Here is an 18323-nt window from a genome sequence, read left to right on the forward strand (position 1 = left end):
AATCTCAATTATGCGTCTTCGCCAAAAGCGTTTTTGAGCCATTCGATCTCATTTCCGGTGAAGGCTATCACATCGAAACGGCAATCCACAGTATCAAAACTTCCATTATGGCGGGCAAGCCACAAGTGGGCAGTCTGTAATAATTTTTGTTGTTTGGCGAGCGTCACGCTGGCGGCAGCACCGCCAAAACGGGATGACTGTCGAAAGCGTACTTCAACAAACACGGTGACCTGACCGTCTTTCATGATCAGATCGACTTCGCCGCCACGCCCGCGGACGTTAGCGGCGATAAAGCGCAGTCCTTTGCCTTCAAGCCAGCGACGCGCTTTCAACTCCCACGCGTCACCGGTCTCTTTACGGCTTAACTGGCCGGGACGATTTGCCCCTGCTGGTATTTGAGCCATGATAACTTCCTGTTAATCACACAGTCCTGAGTGGCGGTCAGATCGCCGGTGTTGCCGTTGAGCTCAAAGCCCGGCACCTGGCGCATCTGGGTAAAGTGGTTTGCCAGCGCCCACGCGTCCACGCCCATGGCGTACAGACGCGCCAGCGAGTAGTCGTTACGTACTGCCCCAAGCGCCTGCTGCATCAGCGCCGGGTTGCTGCCCGCCAGCATAGGGATTTCACTGTACTGCAGGCCGTCCATCTCCAGACGGAAATCCGGGCCTGCGGTGCCCTGCGCGCTGCGCGAGCTGGCGTAGAGCGTTGCGCCGCTCTGGCTGCCGTTACGCATGGCAATCATCGGCTTGATGAAGGCGATCTCTTCCGGCGTAGCGACAATATAGGCCGCATCCACTTTACCCCCCCCGCTGATTTGCGCGTCGGTAGGTGGTGCAGGAATGGTCAGGCCGCCGATGGTCACGCCCTGCTGCTGCGGCAGGCTGGCGGATACCGGGCTGCCGTTCAGCGCAATGCCCGCACCGCCGTTAACGCCCGCTCTCAGCTCAGAGGCGGAACCAAATTTCTGCTGCAGCACCACGCCACCGCCGAGCGTTTGCCACTCCTGAGCAAAGGCGTTTGCCACGCGATCGCCCAGCGCGCTGCGCGGGATCAGCAGCAGAGGAGCCTGTTTACCCTGTTCGTGAATATGACGCGCCGCGTCGCGGGCTTCATCTTCCGGCGAGAGAGCGAAGTAGCAGATGTTGGCGCGGTTTTGCACGTTCTCCGGCTGGTTGAGCGCCAGCACGTTCAGCGTGGTGTTGCTCTTCATCAGCTCTTCCACGTTGTTTTTCAACAGCGGGCCGACAACGATGCTCGCGCCATCTTTCTGCACCTGCGCCAGCACCTGATCGAGCGGCTGTGAGCTGGTGTCGTAGATTTTCAGCTCGGCGCCCGGGTTCGCGGCGGGGGTTGCCGCGGTCTGTGGCTGTGCTGCAGGCTGCTGTTCTGCAGGCGCGGCTTGAGGCTGCGGTTGTTCAGCCGTGGCCGGGGCGGAGGTTTCTGCAGGCGCTGGAGCAGCAGGTGGCGTCGTCGGCGCGGTGACCGGGTTCTGCAGGGTCCCCTGCGCAGGCGTTTGCGCCGTGGTCAGGTCGCTGGTCTCTGCGACAGACGGGCTGACAACGTCATTCACGTTGGCCGCCTGCGCGGCCTGCTCCGGAACGGCGCTGCCGGTTACCGCTGCGGTGCCGTTTTTCGCCGCTTCAAAACCTTGCTGAATGGTACGGCCAAATACGGCCGCCTGACCGTTCAACGGCAGAAGCAGGGCGATTTTGCTGGTAGAGGCTGGCTTAAAGTTCTGCACGTTCACCAGCTGGGTTGGCAGCATTTTCGCGCCCGGGTTTTGCGGGTAGCGGGTCTGCCAGTCGGTAATACCGGCTTTCAGCATGTTTGGATCGCTGCGGTTGGTCAACCACATCTGCTGCAGATCCAGCCAGCCCTGCAGCACGTTTTCGTCTGCATTAATGACCAGCGCCCGGGCCTGCTCCTGCGTCATAGACGCGAGTGCCTGCCAGGTGGCATCAATATTTTTCTGCTTGTCTGCACCGGCGAGCAGGGGTTCCTGCGCGATCAGCGCGCGCAGCAGCGTCAGGGAAGGACGACCGTCTTCGGCGGTAATGCCGGCTTGCCAGAAGCGAGCCTGCTGATTTTTGTCCAGCGCGCCGACATCAATGTCGCCGAGGATCTTTTTCGCGGATGCGTAATCTTTTAGCGCCACTTTCAGCTCTGCGGAGAGCAGGCCCTGCTCACGACGCTGGGCGTCGTTGAGATCCTGCGGCAGCTGGTTGAAGAGTTCGGCAGCCTGCTGGGTTTTGCCCTCATTCAGCAGTGCACGAATGGCGAGTAATTGCCAGTTGGTCTTGGTATCATTTGAGCTCTGCGACATTTGTTGCAGATAAAAACCAGAATCAGCCTGAGCCGAACCCTGCATATGGGCAGTACTCTGGTCGGGTGCCTGAGTGCCGCAGCCTGCAAAGATCAGGGCTGCCAGCAGGAGAGGCACGCTGCGCGCGGCTTTTGTTCGAAGAAACGTTAAGGGTACCATACTGTATCCAGTGATTTTTTTTACGCAATGCTCAATATTAAATCGGCAATACGGACTAAACAATGAAACAACACGAAACGGCAGATAATTCTCAAGGCCAGCTTTATATTGTACCTACTCCTATCGGGAATTTGTCTGATATTACCCAACGTGCGCTGACCGTTTTGCAATCTGTTGATTTAATTGCCGCTGAAGACACTCGTCACACCGGTTTACTCCTTCAGCATTTCGCGATTAGCGCCCGGTTGTTCGCCCTGCACGATCACAATGAGCAACAAAAAGCCGAAACGCTGGTGGCGAAACTGAAGGAAGGGCAGAACATTGCGCTGGTCTCGGACGCCGGTACGCCGCTGATCAACGACCCCGGCTACCACCTGGTGCGTACCTGCCGTGAAGCAGGCATCCGCGTCGTGCCGCTGCCGGGGCCGTGTGCCGCCATTGCGGCGCTGAGCGCTGCGGGTCTGCCGTCCGATCGCTTCTGCTATGAAGGCTTCCTGCCCGCCAAATCTAAGGGCCGCCGCGACGTTTTGAAGGATCTGGAAGCAGAGCCGCGTACCCTGATTTTTTACGAATCAACCCACCGCCTGCTGGAAAGCCTGGACGATATGGTTACCGTCTGGGGCGAATCCCGCTACGTGGTGCTGGCGCGCGAGCTGACCAAAACCTGGGAAACGATCCACGGCGCGCCGGTGGGCGAACTGCTGGCGTGGGTGAAGGAAGACGAGAACCGCCGCAAGGGCGAAATGGTGCTGATTGTCGAAGGACACAAGGCGCAGGAAGACGCGCTGCCCGCCGACGCGCTGCGCACGCTGGCGCTGCTGCAGGCGGAACTGCCGCTGAAGAAAGCGGCGGCATTAGCGGCGGAGATCCACGGCGTGAAGAAAAATGCGCTGTATAAGTATGCGCTGGAGCAGCAGGGGGAGTAAGCCCCTGCCGCCTGTTTCGCCGGGTGGCGGCTGCGCCTTACCCGGCCTACAGATCTTTATATGCCTTTTAGTTAACAGGCATTGCCTCAAACACCAGCGTTTCCAGCGGCTGCAGCGTAATCACCACCGCGTTTTGGTACTCCTCCGGTACGGTTACATTACTGCCGTACACCGCTTTCAGACTAAACTGCGCCGCGTTTCCTGTTGGGATTTCGAAATCTTTCGCCAGATCCAGGAAGTAGCTTTGCGGCTTATCCGACGGGTTACGCAAGCCGAAAATCGCTTTGTCCTTGCTCCAGGATGCCCAGCCGTAAACCTGCAGTGCGGTTGGGTCGCCGCCAATCCAGTGGGTATCCACCAGCACGCTGGCGTTATCTCGCGACCACTTCGCCGCCTGCGCCAGGGTGTCCCACTTCGCCTTATTCAGCATTGACGGTGTGATATACAGCTCCTGCAGCTGCGTGCCGGTCGCGAAATAGCTCCAGACCTGATCGGCAAAGTCGGCATCCGTTTGCACTTTCTCCAGGCCGTAATAGGCGTTCTCAGCGCTGACGATCCCGTGGTACATCAGCGAGTTCAGCGGGAACAGCGGGCCTTTGCGTACGATGGAGCGGTAAGTTTCGGCGTCGCGGTAGGTTATCCACTGCTGTACCGGCGTGCCGGGACCGTACAGGTTGATGTCATCCCCCTGGCGCCAGATTGAATCAGCGTAGAACAGCCAGGACGGGCTGGCGTCGGTGCCGGTGGTCAGGTTGATAAACAGGTCCGGGTTTGCGCTACGCATGTTATGCAGCAGGGCGATGGATGCGTCAAAATCCGATGCAAACGGACTGCCCTTAATGTGCGAGTTGGCATTGCCCATTCCGTCGAGCTTGAACGAGGTAATATGCTCGTTTTTGATCAGCTTAACGATCTGTTCATTGAAGTTTTTAAAGTAGTTCGGTCCCGATAATGCCAGCTTCCCGTCTACCGTTTCGAACCCGTACTCTTTTGCATGCGAGACACGAATATCGCGCGGTTTGTTATAACCGCCCCACGGCGAGAGCCATAGCCCGACGGAGCTGTGCAGGCTGTCGGCCTTCTCCCGTACCTTGCCAAAACCGTTGCTGAATGCCGGGCCGAAGAGCCAGCGCCCGGTGCGATCGTCCCAGCCGTCGTCCAGCAGGAACGCGTCCAGCGCTACACCGCGCCCGATAATAAATTCCTTATTCCATTCGTCCATTCGCCTGATTACATCCTGCTCGGAATAGGGCGTAAAGAAGCCGATGTCCATCCAGCTGTTGTAGTGCAGGTAAGGCTTATATGGCCGGGGACGCACGGCATCGATAAACTCGTTCACGCTGCGGCGCAGCTGGTTGGTTTCCGGGAAGGTGCCAAAATAAGTGGTATAGCTGACCGGCGTCTCCGGCAGAATCGGCGTTTTCAGTTCTACATTAAGGTTGGTTGTCGCTTCATAGGCGTAGGTATTGACGATCGGTTTATCCGGCAGGATGAAGAACGAATCAGCAACGATCGGTGAGCTATTGATCGCGCCGTCAACGTAAGGTGCCTGAGACTGCTTTTTGGTCGGGAAGAAGGTGATTTTCGCCACGTCTCGCGGCTGGCCCACCGCTAAAATGGTGTAGTCGATACTGGCGTATTTACCCTTCAGCAGGTTCAGCTTCACCGTCACGTTAAAATCCGGATGGGTGAAGTCAATGACGATTGCACCGTCCTGCTTTTCGACGTGCTTGATGGTGAAATCCGCGGTGTGGATTTTTGTCTCATCCGGCAGCGTCAGAAAGAACAGCTCCTGCGGCGTGAGCGGATGGTTAGCCTTATTGTCCTTAACCACTACCGTTGAGTTTGCATCGTCAAACGAAAGGGCAATATTGTCGTTCTTTAGCGCGTAGGTGGCAGCCAGAGCGCCATGAGAAACAGAGAGAGCCAGCAGCGAGAGAGTGAGCACTTTTTTCATCAGTTAAGATCCTAATCAGTAATGCTTCAGCATTCGGTTGATGGATTGCTCCAGCCAGTAGCGCTGGGTGCCGAAGTTAATCCGCAGGTAGTTTTCGCCGTTTTGCACGTAGTGGCTGCCGTCTTCAATCACGACACCGGCCTGCTGGGCGAAATGTTGGGTCAACGCTGTGGCGCTGCGGTCGTCGGCGCTTACGTCTATCCAGGCCAGATACGACGACTCCGGGTTCATCATCTTCCACGCCGGGAAGTGGGTCTGAATAGCGTCCGCAAGGTAGCGGGCGTTCCCTTGCAGATAGCCGTTCAGCGCGTCAAGCCAGGGCAGGCCGTGCTGGTAGGCCAGGATAATCCCCCATACGCCGAACATATTGGGTGAGGTAATCGAGTTCTTCTCAAGCTGCTGGCGGAAGCGCTGGCGCAGCGAATCGTCAGGGATCATGGAGTAGGACGTTTTCAGCCCGCCCAGGTTGAAGGCTTTATTTGGCGACGTCAGCACGATCAGGTTGTCCAGTGCGGCACAGCCCGAGGTCAGACAGCTGACGAACGTGCCGTCCAGAATATGCTCGGCGTGAACCTCATCGACCACCAGAATGGTGCCGTAGCGTTTACAGAGATCGGAGACCTGGCGTATCTCATCCGCGCGCCAGATCCTGCCCGAGGGGTTATGCGGCGAGCAGAAGAACCACAGTTTTGGACGGTGGGTTTTGAGCTGCTCTTCAATCAGATCAAAATCCAGCTGATAGCGGTTTTCTACCACGCGAAGCGGGTTAGCAAGCACCCGCACGCCCTGGCGGTGCGCCGCCATCGCAAAGGGATCGTAGACCGGCGTGTTCATCATCACGCTGTCGCCGGGCGAGCAGAACGCCTGGACCGTGTAATGCAGCGTGGAGACGGTGCCGTAGGTCAGGGTGATCCACGACTTCTCCACCTCAACCTGATGACGCGTGCGCTGGAAGGCCATCACCGCGTCGTAAAATTCGTCGAAGCACCAGGTATAGCCAAAGGTGCCGTGCTCCACGATGCGCTGGAAGCCTTCAATAACGGCCGGCGGCGAGGTGAAATCCATATCTGCGATCCACAGCGGGATAAACCCCTGCGGGACATCCCCGAAGCGCGAGCAGACAAACGCATGATCCCATTTACGGCACTTATCGCTTTTACGCTCGATGATTTTATCGAAATCAAACACAACAACCCCCTGTTAGATTAAGGCTTCAATGCCGGTTTTGACGCTCTGCACCTGAGGGCCGATGATCACCTGCACGCTGTGAGCATCCAGCACCACCACCGACAGAGCGCCAGCCGCTTTCAGCGCCTGCTGATCGATAAGCCCCATCTCCTTCACCACCAGGCGCAAGCGGGTGATGCAGTTGTCGAGCGACTCGATATTCTCTTTGCCGCCGAGCGCACGCAGGATAAGCCCGTGATCGTATTTCGATTTTCCACGCGCGCGGGTGTTGGCTTCGACGGCCTGCTGCGCGCCCTGCGCGTCCACCTCACGGCCCGGCGTTTTGATATCGTGTTTGAGGATGTACCAGCGGAAGACGAAGAAGTAGATGGCAAACCAGGCAATGCCCACCGGGAACAGCAGATACCATTTGGTCGACATCCCCTGCATCACGCCGAAGATCAGCAGATCCAAAATCCCGCCGTCGGTGTTGCCGATGGTTACCCCCAGCAGGGCCATCACCATCAGCGCCAGGCCCGACATCACGATATGGAAGGCGTAAAGCGCGGGGGCGATAAACAGGAACAGAAACTCAATCGGTTCTGAAATACCGGTAACGACGGAAACCAGCACGCCGGAAAGCAGCAGCCCCTTAATCACCGGGCGGTTTTCCGGACGCGCGGTGCGGTAGATGGCGTACGCCACGGCAGGCAGGCCAAAGATAAAGGTCGGCATAAAGCCTTGCGAAAGAAACGCGGTAACGTGCGGGCTAAACGGCAGTCCGGCTTTCAGCTCGGCGTAGAAGATATTCAGCGCGCCGGCCACTTCATGGCCGTTGACCATCTCAATGCCGCCTGCCGGCGTGAAGCGCACCATCGCCAGCAGAATATGGTGCAGACCAAAGGGTTTAAGCAGCAGCACGCCTACGCCGTAGAGGAACGGTCCGAAAACGCTGGTGCTCTGGATGATATGACCAATTCCGGCAATCCCCAGCGCCACGTATTCCCACAACAGCGGGATAAACAGCCCGACCAGCGACAGCGTGAGTGCGCTAATGATGGGCACGAAACGAATGCCGCTAAAGAACGCAAAGGCGTCATGCAGCACCGTGTCCTGAAAACGCTCGTGCAGGAAATAGACGATCACCCCCACCACGATGCCGCCCAGCACGCCCATCTCCAGGGTCTGGATCCCCAGCACGATCGATTGTCCTACCTGTCTCATGGTGGCGGCGTCGGCAAGCTGGTGGGTGGCGGTCAGGTAGTAGTTGATGCTCATGTTCATCAGCATGTAGCCAACGAACCCGGCAAAGGCGCCCACGGCCTTGTTGCGTTTGGCGAGGCCCATCGGGATCGCCATGGCAAACATCAGCGGCAGATAGGTAAAGGCGAAGCCGCCCACCATGGCGATAAAGCCAAAGGTTAGCTGCGTTAACTCGCCGCCCAGAAAGGGAAAACTTTTAATAGTTGAAGGGCTGGTGACGGAGCTACCGATACCCAGCAGCAACCCCATAAAGGCCAGCAGAGAGACCGGGAACATAAACGTCTTTCCCAGGCTTTGGAAAAATTCCCACGCTTTCGATTTAAACGACTTTTCCTGTGTCATGTAGGGACTCCTCGGATTTTTAGGATAATGGAAGGCGCTGTCCGGCTTAAGGACGCGCCTTCATATTTGCGAGGCTTATAGTTATTTTTTAGGTATTGATGTAATGCGCGATGGGATCAGGCTTCGGCAGGAAGCAGGAGCCGGTTTGCCGAGCCGCAAACGGCGATCTTGCTTCTGACCACCTCTTTCATGGCGTCCATGCCGACCCGCATGTAGAAGCGCGGATCGTTACCCTGCGGGTTTTCGGCAAACCAGGCTTTAACCGCGTCAGAGAAGGCAATTTTCAGTTCGGTAGCCACGTTGACTTTGCACACGCCCAGCTCGATGGTGCGGCGCACAAACTCATCCGGCACATCGCTCGCGCCGTGCAGCACCAGCGGTACGGTGACCACTTCGCGGATTTCCGCCAGCCGCTGGAAGTCAATTTTCGGGCGTTTGGTATACAGGCCGTGCGCGGTGCCGATGGCGACGGCAAGGCTATCTACGCCGGTCAGTTCGACGAAGCGTTTCGCCTCCTGCGGATCGGTGAGGAACGCGCTTTCGGCGTCCACGCTCATGTCATCTTCCACCCCGCCCAGACGTCCCAGCTCGGCCTCGACGCTGCAGTCGTTGAGGTGGCAGAAATCGACCACCGACTTCACCAGCTTCACGTTTTGTTCAAACGGATAGTGACTGCCGTCGATCATCGCGCTGCGCACGCCGGCGTTGACCTTGCGGCGGATATCATCCAGCGATTCGTGGTGATCGAGGTGCAGCGCCAGCGGCATGTCGTAGGTGAGGGAGTACGCGCTGCACAGGGCGTAGATCTCTTCGAGCGCAATATGCTTAAAGGTACCCGGCGTGCCTGCGAGGATCACCGGGGATCGCATTTCGCTGCAGACTTCAAGGATCGCCTGGATCGTCTCCGCGTTGTGGATGTTGAACGCCGGTACGGCGTAGCCTTTTGCCTGCGCGTCCTGCAGAAGATATTTGGTAGAAATAATACTCATGATCCGATCCTCTTAAGCCTGCCACGGATGAATAACAACGCCCTGAACTACCCGGTTGACCGTGCCGCTGGCCGATGGCGTATCGGGCGTATTGCCTACGCTGAGCGACTGAGTGAGTGCAAAGACCTGGGCATACATCAGGAAGCAGAACGCCTGTTCCATATCGATAAACGGCCGTGAAGGCGGCAGCAGGATGTGCGGACCCGCTTCAATCACCGGATCGCTTTCAGCGGCGATGGCGACGACGCGCAGGGCCTGACGATCGCGGCGCAGCTCGGCCAGCAGATCCAGATCGTACTGACGCGTATACGGATGGCTGGAGATAAACACCACCACCAGCGTTTCGCTATCGACCAGAGACTTAGGCCCGTGACGGAAGCCCGTTGGGGAGTCGTAAAATGCCGCCAGCTTGCCCGCCGTCAGCTCCAGCACCTTCAGCGCCGATTCGCGCGCCGCGCCCTGCAGGCCGCCGCTTCCCAGATAGACAACGCGCTTCCACGGCTCGCAGCCAAAGACGCCGTGGCTGAAATCGCCGAGTGAGGCGAGGATCGCCTGACAGCGATCTGCCACGTCGCGGAAGGTGTGGCTATTGATCGTTTCCGGAGCGAACACGGCCAGACAGCTTGCCATCATGGTGGTGATGCTGCTGGTCATCGCGAACCCGCGATCGTGCGTTTCGGCAGGCATCAGCAGGGCACAGGCGTTATCGCTGTCGACGGCGTTCTGGTACAGGCTCCCCGCCTCGTTGCAGGTAATCGACAGGTGGTAGCACTCCGGCACGAACTGATTTGCCAGCTCGACGGCCGCGACGCTTTCCGGGCTGTTGCCGGAGCGGGCAAACGAAATCAGCAGCAGCGGATGCGCAGGGCTGAAGTAGTCCATCGGGTTCGTGACCAGATCGGTTGTTGGGACGGCAGTGAAGTTTTTCCCCGTGTAGCTCGCGAGCCAGGGAGAAACGATATCGCCGATAAAGGCGGACGTGCCCGCGCCGGTCAGGACGATCCTCAGATCGTCCTTGCGCAGCAGCGGCGTCAGGAAACTGTCGATTGAAGCACGCAGGCTATCGATGTTGTTAAGCGAGCGGATCCAGCTGGCAGGCTGCTGGCGGATCTCTTCCTCGGTCCAGGTGCCGGTTGTCGCGGCGGTAGTGGTGTGTGGCATAACTCAGTCCTTAGTCGTGTGAATTCCACATCAGACGCTGGCAATCGTGTCGCTATCTTTCGTTTCGTTTCACTTGTTCACTTAAGCAGTTAAATAAAATCTATAGAAAAGAAATCGAAACTTCAATGGAAGAAAAGAAATAAAACGAAAAGTGTGATCGTGAAAGGAAAGGGAAAGTTTAAGGAAAGGAAAAGAAAGGCCTTACGATCGGGTGCCGTAAGGCCAACAGGAGACACAATGAAAGGGCTAAAGGGGGAGAGCCTGGCCCTGAATCCAGATCTGCTGGAGGTGTAAACCCCCGTCCAGCGCAATGATATTGGCGCGTTTACCCGGGGCTAAGGATCCGAGCTGACCGTCAATGCCCAGCAGCCGGGCAGGGTGCAGCGAGGCCATATGTATAGCGTCTTCTGCGGTGACGCCCGCATACTCCACCATATTCCTGACCGCAGCATCCAGCGACAGCGTGCTGCCCGCCAGCCCGCCGGAGCCGGTTCGAACCACGCCGTTTTGCATCGAGACCTCTTCACCACAGAGCGTATACCGTCCGTCAGGCATACCTGCCGCCTGCATGGCATCGGTAATCAGCACCACGCGATCCTGCGCGCAGCAGCAGCATAAGCGCATCGCCCCGGGATGGACGTGGTGGCCGTCGGCAATCAGCTCCAGCCACGCCCGTTTGTCCGTCAGCCCTGCGCCGACCATGCCGGGCTCTCTGTGGTGCAGCCCCGTCATGCCGTTGTAGCAGTGAACCAGCCCGCTGGCACCCGCATCAAACGCGGCAAGAGTTTGCCGGTACGTGGCAGCGCTGTGGCCCAGCATCACGCGTATCCCGCGCTGTTTAAGATGATGAATGGCCTGCAGCGCGCCGGGCTTTTCTGGCGCGAGCGCCACCACCCGCAGCGTGCCCTGTGAAACGTCAACCAGCCTGTCCAGCTCGGCGATATCCAGCTCCCGGAACAGCTCAGGCGGATGCGCCCCTTTGTTCTGCGGCGTAAAGTATGGTCCTTCAAGATAGCTGCCCAGGATCTGCGCGCCGGGGCCGCCGGACTGACTGCGCCGGGCGATACGCATCAGCGCGGCGTGGATGGCCTCCAGCGGCGCGGTCACGGTGGTGGGCAGAAATGCGCCCACGCCTTCGCGGGCTTTATGCATTGCCAGGGTGTCCAGCACGTCGGGCGCATCATCCATGACGTCCACGCCCGCGCCGCCGTGGACGTGCGTATCGATATAGGCCGGGCAAAGCCGCTCCGCATCGCGCGTCATAACGCCCGCCGGAATGGGTTCAATCGCCGCAACCGTGCCGCTTTCAATGCGTAGCTGATGGTCGTCCAGCCAGCCCTGTTCGGTCAGCACCCGTCGTGCGCGCAGCAGCTGGCTCATATCCCTTCCTCGGCAGGGGCTTCCTCGCGACAGCGCCCCAGCTCGTCCACCAGGCTCGTCAGGCCGCGGTGTCCGCACTCCAGCGCCTGCAGACGAAACGCCTCGCTGCTTAATCCGTCGCGCTCCAGCACCATCTCCAGCAGCAGCTGCAGGTTGGTGCCGGTGATCACTTCGCTGCCCTGCCTTTGCATCGCGAGCGTTGACGCCACGCGGAACGGCGTGCCGCCGAGCAGGTCGGTGAGAAACACAATATCGTGCTGCGCATCGAGTTCGCTCACCGCCTGCTCAAGCTGAGCGGTCAGCCGCGCGGTGGTGGAGGTTTCCGGAAAATCGATGGCGATAAACTGCGGCTGCTCGCCGAGGATCTGCTTCATCGCCTGCTCAAGCCCGCTGGCAAACCCGCCGTGACCCGTCAAAATAATGCCTAACATCGCAACCTCTTTGCTTTTACAGGAAGTGACAGAATTTGCCGACAACGCCCAGCAGCACGGTGATACCGATCAGCCGCAGCGGGCTCCAGCCGCGGCGTACCAGCCAGAACATGGTCAGGGTGTAGACCAGCGGCAGGAACGCGGGCATCAGCTTGTCGATGACGTCGGCCTGAAGCTTGACAACGGCATCACCCGCCTTGATTTCGAGCGTGGTATTGAGGCGAACGTAGGTTGCCACCAGCGCGCCGATCACCGTCATCCCGACGATAGACGCCGCGTGGCCGACCTTTTTGGTGTTGGCTTTAATCAGCGGAATGGCCGCGACGCCCATCCGGTAAGCGTAGTGCGCCAGGCCAAAACGCAGGCCGAGGTGAACCACGTTAAACAGTACGATAAAGACCACCGCCCCCAGAATCGACCCTTGCAGCGCCAGGCTGGCACCAATACCGCCGCAGATGGGCAGCAGGGTTAGCCAGAACATGGCGTCGCCGATGCCGCCGAGCGGCGCGCCGACGGCAATTTTGGTGCTCTGGATGCTGTTCACATCCTGCTTGGACCGCTCCATCGCCAGAATGATGCCGATAACAAAGGTCACCAGAAACGGGTGGGTGTTAAAGAAGCCCATATGGCCTTTCATCGCCCGCGCCAGGTCCCGCTTGTTGGTGTGGATCTTTTTCAGCGCGGGCAGCAGCCCGTACAGCCAGCCGGAGGCCTGCATACGTTCGTAGTTGAACGAGGCCTGCAGCAGCATGGAACGCCAGGCCACGCGGTTAATATCCTTTTTCGTCAGCTCGGCACCGATGTTTTGGTCTTCGTAGACGTTTTCATTCACGCCGGTCAGCAGCGTTTCTTCGCTTTCAGACACGCCCGGCAGGGTAGTTTGGTTAGATGCCATCTTCGAATTCCTCTTTCTGGGCTGCGGGAGCCGTCGGTTCAGGTGATTTACGCATCAGGTCGATCAGCGCCATGGCCAGCGCGGCCGCCGCAATCGCCAGCACCGGAAGCTTGAGCCAGGCGGCGGCGACAAAGCCGATAATGAAGTAAGGGATGTAGACGTTTTTCATCATGATCTTCAGCAGCACGGCGAAGCCGATGGCTGGCATGATCCCGCCCGCGACGCCGAGGCCGTCAATCAGACGCGCTGGCAGGACGTCAATGGCGGTTTTCGCATGTTCCGCACCGAAGTAGATCGGCAGGAACGCGCACAGAAAATAGAAGATGCCGAGCGCCAGCAGCGCAAGATAGTTAACCCGTTCAATACCGTTGGTGTCTGCATTGGCCGCCATGCGATCGCAGCGCGACATGACGCCGGACATCACCGAGAAGAGGAACGTAATCCCCATCTGAACCGCCACGGCAAACGGCACGGCGACGCCAACCGCGACTTCTGGCTTCACGCCGGTGCTGATGGCAAATGCGGTACCCACGATGGTGCCGATAATGACGTTCGGCGGCTGGGCACCGGCGAGCGGGGCCAGCCCCATCCAGACCAGCTCTAACGTACCGCCGGTCAAAATGCCGGTGTGCAGATCGCCCAGAATCAGGCCGACCAGCGGCCCGAGTACCACCGGGCGGTGCATGTGCGTTAACCCGTTAAACATATCCAGACCGGCGATAAAGGCGAGTATGCCCAACCCCAGCGCCTGCAACAGACTGATTTCCATTGTGAATCCCTCAGAGCAGTTTAAAGAGATCCAAAGCAGTTTCTGTTGGAACGCCCTGAACGAAGCATTCCACACCGGCCGCTTTCAGGCCGTTGAACGCGGTGATATCGTTCGCGTCGACAGAGACCGTTTTGGCAATTTGTTGTTTGCCACTGGCGTAGTGCATGTTTCCGACGTTAATACGGGTAATGGGCACGCCGCCCTCAACCAGCTTCAGAAAATCGGCGGGTGATTTGCAGACCAGCAGGATTTTCTGGCGGTCAGCGGCGCGGTGAATGTTGTCGATGACCTTTTGCAGCGACCAGAAGCGCACGGCGATCCCTTCCGCGAGCACCATTTCCATCAGGTTCTGTTGAACCGGATCCTCAGCGACCTCATCGTTAGCGACCAGCACCAGGTTTGCCCCCGCAAACCCCACCCACTGCACGCCCACCTGACCGTGGATTAGGCGTTCATCGATGCGGCATAAGACAATGTTTGGCATAGCGTTTTCCTCTTTTTTAATTATGCGCTTTGAGTCGTTACGCCTTCGCAGGCGGCGTGGTACTGCTGGAGTATGTCCTGAATGTGGTCGATGATGAGTTCCCGCGGCGTTGACTTGAGAGCGCCCTCGCGAACTTTGCCGTACTGCAACGGCAGGTACTGGCTGATCAGCGGCAGAGGAATAGGCTGGTCTGCCAGGTTACGCACCAGCCGCTCAAAGGCGTCGTCAATCTCGCCGTCCGGCCAGTAGTAGCGCACGCGGTCAGAGTAGCTGTAGCCGCGCGCCAGGCGGCGCGCGTTGCCGTCACCGTGATAATGGTTTTGCCAGTATTCCGGGCGGTCGAGCATGACGTTTTCCAGCACGTGACGCAGGCCGGAGCTGGCTTTTGCCGGCAGCAGCTCCTCTTCAATCGCGGCCAGCGAGAACAGCGCCTCGCGCAGGGCGAAGGTCAGGGCGGGGCCAACTTTCAGAATCGCAAAGTGATCGTTGACCAGCTGGCGCAGCGCCTGTGGGGTCTGGTAGTCGGTGGAGTGCGCTTCAAACACCAGCGTATCGTAGGCTTCAACCATTTTGCTCAGGGCAACGGCTTTCTGCGGCTGATAGTCGCAGACGTGCGCGTGGTCGAACTCCACGCCAGGCTGAACCACCAGGCCAATAATGCGCGGCCAGATGTCGCTTAAGCCTTCCTTTTCGAACGCGTGGCGGTGCGCTTCAAGCGTGGCGCGTGCCGCGTCCGGCGTGGTGACGGCAAGTTCAGTGAGCGTCTCGTGCGCGCCACCCGGAACCGGCACTTCCGTGCCGATAACGTAGACCAATTCGGCAGCGCCAAACTGCTCGAGGCTGGTCGCTTCAGCAATTTTCGCCAGTCGCGCGGCGCGCTCGGCGACGATCGCGTCGGTTAAAGGAACGGGATCGTCCTTGCAGGACATGCTGCAGTCGAGATGGATCTTCTTAAACCCGGCGGCCACGTAGCTTCTGATCAGATCGTCGGCGTTCGCCATCGCCTGCAGCGCGGGCAGGTTTTGCCAGCGGTTTGGGCCTAAATGATCGCCGCCGAGGATCAGCTGCGACGTCGGGAAACCCAGTGATTCCGCTAGCCTGCAGACAAACCCGTGAAAATCGGCGGGCGTCATGCCGGTATAGCCGCCAAACTGATCTACCTGGTTGGAGGTGGCTTCAATCAGCAGGGGCGTTTGGTGTGACTGTGCGTAACGAATTGCGGCTTCAAGTACCAGTGGATGTGCGGAACAAACGGCATAAATCCCGTTTGCATTCCCCCGTTTATGTCGTTCCACCATTTCTGTCAGATGTTTCACTTTCCTCTCCGTTTCGGATGGTAATGATATTTATCTTTCGTTTTGTTTCATTTGATACTGCATCATGGTGTTATAAAAATAAAACGAAAGATAATAGTTTTCCGATCTGTTTCACAAAAGAAACATAATGAAAGGTTTCAGCTGCTGCTAAGCTTACGTCTGAAGGCCAGACAGGACTTGCATTCCCGTAAAAGAAAGGCCTTAATAGGCAAAACGAAATGAAACGAAAGTTTATTAAGGAGCTCGTATGAGCAGCACCGATTCATCTGCGGAGAAGCGCATCACCGGCACCAGCGAAAGGCGGGAGCAGATCATTCAGCGGTTGCGGGCGCAGGGAAGCGTGCAGGTTAACGATCTTTCTCATTTATACGGCGTGTCGACGGTGACGATCCGCAACGATCTGGCGTTCCTGGAAAAGCAGGGCATCGCCGTGCGCGCCTACGGCGGCGCGCTGATCTGTGAAGGCAATGCACAAGGCATTGAGCCGTCTGTGGAAGACAAAAGCTCGCTGAATACGGCGGTAAAACGCAGTATTGCGCAGGCAGCCGCGGAACTGGTAAAGCCCGGACACCGCATTATTCTGGATTCCGGTACCACGACGTTTGAAATCGCCCGTATGCTGCGCCAGCACACGGACGTGATTGCAATGACCAACGGCATGAACGTTGCGAACGCGTTGCTGGAAGCTGAAGGGGTGGAATTGCTGATGACCGGTGGGCATTTGCGCCGTCAGTCACAATCTTTCTATGGAGACCAGGCGGAGCAGTCGCTGCAAAATTACCATTTTGACCTGCTGTTTCTGGGCGTCGACGCCATCGATCTCGATCGCGGCGTGAGCACGCACAACGAGGATGAAGCCCGTCTGAACCGTAAAATGTGCGAGGTGGCGGAGCGTATTATCGTTGTCACTGACTCCAGCAAATTTAACCGCTCGAGCCTGCATAAAATCATCGATACCCAACGGATTGATATGATTATTGTCGATGAAGGCATTCCGGCGGAGAGCCTGGAAGGATTACGTAAGAGCGGGATTGACGTGGTGCTGGTTTAAGGGGGGCTTTCCCCCTCACCCTAACCCTCTCCCACAGGGAGAGGGTACCGTTCGATGCGGTTGGGAATATGAATCACGTCACCGGTGCCGGGTTAAACACCGCCAGCTGGTTATGCAATCCCCATTGGTCAGAGAAGGTTTTTTTCCGCCCGCTCGCCACGTCCAGAATGAAGTGGAACAGCTTCCAGCCGACGTCCTCAATGCTCTCTTCTCCGGTGGCGATGGTGCCCGCGTTGATGTCCATTAAGTCATACCAGCGGTTTGCCAGCTCGGTGCGGGTTGCCATTTTAATCACCGGCACCGCCATCAGGCCGTACGGCGTACCGCGTCCGGTGGTGAATACCTGCACCGTAATACCGGATGCTACCTGCTGCGTGCCGCAGACGAAATCGCTGGCCGGCGTTGCCGCGTATATCAGGCCGCGTTTCGTCGGGCGCTGGCCCGGGGAGAGCACTTCCACAATCGCGCTCTGGCCGGATTTGGCAATCGACCCGAGCGCTTTTTCCACCACGTTTGCCAGGCCGCCTTTCTTATTGCCCGGCGACGGGTTGGCGCTGCGGTCGGTTTGGCCCATATCGAGATAGTTATCGTACCAGGCCATCTCTTCCAGCAGGCGCTTGCCCACTTCTTCGTTGACGGCGCGCGGCGTCAGCAGGTGGATGGCGTCACGCACTTCGGTCACTTCAGAGAACATCACCGTGGCGCCGCAGCGTACGAACAGATCGGACGCATAGCCTACCGCCGGGTTGGCGGTGACGCCGGAAAACGCATCGCTGCCGCCGCACTGGGTTCCCACGACCAGATCAGACGCCGGGCAGGTTTCGCGCTGGCGCTTGTTGAGCTTGTCCAGATGACGTTCAGCTACCTGAAGAATATCGTCGACCATTGATTTGAAGCCGACGTGGTGTTCGTCCTGCAGACGCACGATGCTGGCCTCGTCGACCGGAATGGCTTTGACATCTTCGGTGCCCTGCAGCAGACGCTCAGGCTGCAGCTTTTCGCAGCCCAGACCAATCACCATCACCTCGCCGCCAAAGTTCGGGTTGAGCGCGATATTGTGGATTGTGCGAATAGGCACCACCGCCGCGGGCGCGTTGATCGCCACGCCGCAGCCGTAGAGGTGGTTCAGGCCCACCACGCCGTCGACGTTCGGGTATTTCGGCAGCAGATCGCGCTCGATGATTTTGACTACGTAATCCACCACGCCCGCCACGCAGTGCACGCTGGTGGTAATACCGAGCAGGTTCTTGGTGCCGACGCTGCCGTCTGCATTGCGGTAGCCTTCGAAGGTATAGCCTTCCAGCGGCGGCAGCGGCTCAGGCACGCGCGTAGCCAGCGGCAGGGTGTTAAGCGGCGGCGCTTTTGGCAGTTCCACCAGCGACTCCTCAATCCAGCTTCCCTGCGGGATGGCGCGAACGGCATAGCCAATCACTTCACCGTAGCGCACGATTTCACCGTGAGCCGGGATATCCACCAGCGCGACTTTATGTCCCTGAGGAATATGCTCAACCAGTTCCAGCCCGTCCGGGAACCGGGTTCCCGCTTTTAAGCCGTTGTCGTTAACAATAATCGCCACGTTATCGGTGTCGTGTACTTTTATATAGAACGCCGTCGGCGATGCTTGTCGAATTTCAATGTCGGCCATTGTTCAGTATTCTCCAGCAAAGTGTCTGATAATAAATGCAGCCAGATAGATATTTATTTTCTTAT

16 protein-coding genes are annotated in these 18323 nt (G+C 58.2%); 2 read left to right on the forward strand and 14 right to left on the reverse strand.

Annotated features, from left to right (window positions below):
• Window positions 1-8: 8 nt before the first annotated feature.
• Both D5067_RS02885 and D5067_RS02890 read right to left on the reverse strand, forming a co-directional pair.
• Window positions 9-404 (reverse strand): YraN family protein, encoded by a 396-nt coding sequence (locus D5067_RS02885; RefSeq protein WP_119936864.1) that lies wholly within the window; start codon window positions 402-404, stop codon window positions 9-11.
• On the reverse strand, window positions 362-2482 hold the full coding sequence (locus D5067_RS02890; protein WP_119936865.1) for a penicillin-binding protein activator: 2121 nt from the start codon (window positions 2480-2482) through the stop codon (window positions 362-364). Before D5067_RS02890 ends, D5067_RS02885 begins: the two co-directional genes overlap by 43 nt.
• Window positions 2483-2544: 62 nt before the next feature.
• Here D5067_RS02890 and rsmI point away from each other — a divergent pair, with 62 nt between their 5' ends.
• A complete protein-coding gene (rsmI, locus tag D5067_RS02895; protein WP_119936866.1) occupies window positions 2545-3408 on the forward strand; it encodes a 16S rRNA (cytidine(1402)-2'-O)-methyltransferase in 864 nt (287 codons plus the stop codon).
• Between the two features lie 67 nt (window positions 3409-3475).
• On the opposite strand, the gene D5067_RS02900 is transcribed toward rsmI, so the two are convergent.
• From D5067_RS02900 to kbaZ, 11 genes are all read right to left on the reverse strand, one after another.
• Entirely contained in the window at window positions 3476-5365 is a 1890-nt protein-coding gene (locus D5067_RS02900) for an alpha-galactosidase (protein WP_119936867.1), read from the reverse strand.
• A gap of 15 nt (window positions 5366-5380) precedes the next feature.
• Window positions 5381-6553: a MalY/PatB family protein gene (locus tag D5067_RS02905; protein WP_119936868.1), complete on the reverse strand. Its 1173-nt coding sequence runs from the start codon at window positions 6551-6553 to the stop codon at window positions 5381-5383.
• A 12-nt stretch (window positions 6554-6565) separates the two neighbouring features.
• Window positions 6566-8137 (reverse strand): maltose/glucose-specific PTS transporter subunit IIBC, encoded by a 1572-nt coding sequence (gene malX, locus D5067_RS02910; protein WP_119936869.1) that lies wholly within the window; start codon window positions 8135-8137, stop codon window positions 6566-6568.
• 116 nt (window positions 8138-8253) lie between these two features.
• Window positions 8254-9126, reverse strand: coding sequence for a tagatose-bisphosphate aldolase subunit KbaY (gene kbaY, locus D5067_RS02915; RefSeq protein ID WP_119936870.1), 873 nt, complete (start codon window positions 9124-9126; stop codon window positions 8254-8256).
• 12 nt (window positions 9127-9138) lie between these two features.
• Window positions 9139-10287, reverse strand: a complete 1149-nt coding sequence (locus D5067_RS02920; RefSeq protein WP_119936871.1) for an SIS domain-containing protein — start codon at window positions 10285-10287, stop codon at window positions 9139-9141.
• Between the two features lie 246 nt (window positions 10288-10533).
• Entirely contained in the window at window positions 10534-11667 is a 1134-nt protein-coding gene (gene nagA, locus D5067_RS02925; RefSeq protein WP_119936872.1) for an N-acetylglucosamine-6-phosphate deacetylase, read from the reverse strand.
• Complete coding sequence (gene agaF / locus D5067_RS02930; protein WP_119936873.1) at window positions 11664-12098, reverse strand: PTS galactosamine/N-acetylgalactosamine transporter subunit IIA; 435 nt, start codon at window positions 12096-12098, stop codon at window positions 11664-11666. The genes nagA and agaF overlap by 4 nt, the downstream gene beginning before the upstream one ends.
• A 16-nt stretch (window positions 12099-12114) precedes the next feature.
• The gene (gene agaE / locus D5067_RS02935) at window positions 12115-12993 is read right to left on the reverse strand and encodes a PTS N-acetylgalactosamine transporter subunit IID (RefSeq protein WP_029739649.1); all 879 of its coding nucleotides are present in this window, start codon (window positions 12991-12993) and stop codon (window positions 12115-12117) included.
• Window positions 12983-13762 (reverse strand): PTS N-acetylgalactosamine transporter subunit IIC, encoded by a 780-nt coding sequence (gene agaW, locus D5067_RS02940; RefSeq protein WP_023309308.1) that lies wholly within the window; start codon window positions 13760-13762, stop codon window positions 12983-12985. Before agaW ends, agaE begins: the two co-directional genes overlap by 11 nt.
• A 10-nt stretch (window positions 13763-13772) precedes the next feature.
• A complete protein-coding gene (gene agaV, locus D5067_RS02945) occupies window positions 13773-14246 on the reverse strand; it encodes a PTS N-acetylgalactosamine transporter subunit IIB (RefSeq protein WP_119936874.1) in 474 nt (157 codons plus the stop codon).
• A gap of 20 nt (window positions 14247-14266) precedes the next feature.
• Window positions 14267-15562, reverse strand: a complete 1296-nt coding sequence (kbaZ, locus tag D5067_RS02950) for a tagatose-bisphosphate aldolase subunit KbaZ (protein ID WP_119936875.1) — start codon at window positions 15560-15562, stop codon at window positions 14267-14269.
• A gap of 247 nt (window positions 15563-15809) precedes the next feature.
• Between kbaZ and D5067_RS02955 the strand changes: the two genes are divergently transcribed.
• Window positions 15810-16613: a DeoR family transcriptional regulator gene (locus D5067_RS02955; protein ID WP_119936876.1), complete on the forward strand. Its 804-nt coding sequence runs from the start codon at window positions 15810-15812 to the stop codon at window positions 16611-16613.
• 73 nt (window positions 16614-16686) lie between these two features.
• Here D5067_RS02955 and garD read toward each other — a convergent pair whose 3' ends face one another.
• Window positions 16687-18258, reverse strand: a complete 1572-nt coding sequence (gene garD / locus D5067_RS02960) for a galactarate dehydratase (protein ID WP_119936877.1) — start codon at window positions 18256-18258, stop codon at window positions 16687-16689.
• Between the last annotated feature and the right edge of the window lie 65 nt (window positions 18259-18323).

The organism is Enterobacter huaxiensis, assembly GCF_003594935.2.
In the GTDB taxonomy this organism is placed as follows: domain Bacteria; phylum Pseudomonadota; class Gammaproteobacteria; order Enterobacterales; family Enterobacteriaceae; genus Enterobacter; species Enterobacter huaxiensis.

Bases quoted from the DNA above. Each gene is read 5' to 3' on its own strand.
- D5067_RS02885 (WP_119936864.1), bottom strand. From the start codon at position 404: ATGGCTCAAATACCAGCAGGGGCAAATCGTCCCGGCCAGTTAAGCCGT.
- agaW (WP_023309308.1), bottom strand. From the start codon at position 13,762: ATGGAAATCAGTCTGTTGCAGGCGCTGGGGTTGGGCATACTCGCCTTT.
- garD (WP_119936877.1), bottom strand. From the start codon at position 18,258: ATGGCCGACATTGAAATTCGACAAGCATCGCCGACGGCGTTCTATATA.
- rsmI (WP_119936866.1), top strand. From the start codon at position 2,545: ATGAAACAACACGAAACGGCAGATAATTCTCAAGGCCAGCTTTATATT.
- D5067_RS02890 (WP_119936865.1), bottom strand. From the start codon at position 2,482: ATGGTACCCTTAACGTTTCTTCGAACAAAAGCCGCGCGCAGCGTGCCT.
- kbaY (WP_119936870.1), bottom strand. From the start codon at position 9,126: ATGAGTATTATTTCTACCAAATATCTTCTGCAGGACGCGCAGGCAAAA.
- D5067_RS02920 (WP_119936871.1), bottom strand. From the start codon at position 10,287: ATGCCACACACCACTACCGCCGCGACAACCGGCACCTGGACCGAGGAA.
- agaE (WP_029739649.1), bottom strand. From the start codon at position 12,993: ATGGCATCTAACCAAACTACCCTGCCGGGCGTGTCTGAAAGCGAAGAA.
- nagA (WP_119936872.1), bottom strand. From the start codon at position 11,667: ATGAGCCAGCTGCTGCGCGCACGACGGGTGCTGACCGAACAGGGCTGG.
- agaF (WP_119936873.1), bottom strand. From the start codon at position 12,098: ATGTTAGGCATTATTTTGACGGGTCACGGCGGGTTTGCCAGCGGGCTT.
- D5067_RS02955 (WP_119936876.1), top strand. From the start codon at position 15,810: ATGAGCAGCACCGATTCATCTGCGGAGAAGCGCATCACCGGCACCAGC.
- malX (WP_119936869.1), bottom strand. From the start codon at position 8,137: ATGACACAGGAAAAGTCGTTTAAATCGAAAGCGTGGGAATTTTTCCAA.
- agaV (WP_119936874.1), bottom strand. From the start codon at position 14,246: ATGCCAAACATTGTCTTATGCCGCATCGATGAACGCCTAATCCACGGT.
- D5067_RS02900 (WP_119936867.1), bottom strand. From the start codon at position 5,365: ATGAAAAAAGTGCTCACTCTCTCGCTGCTGGCTCTCTCTGTTTCTCAT.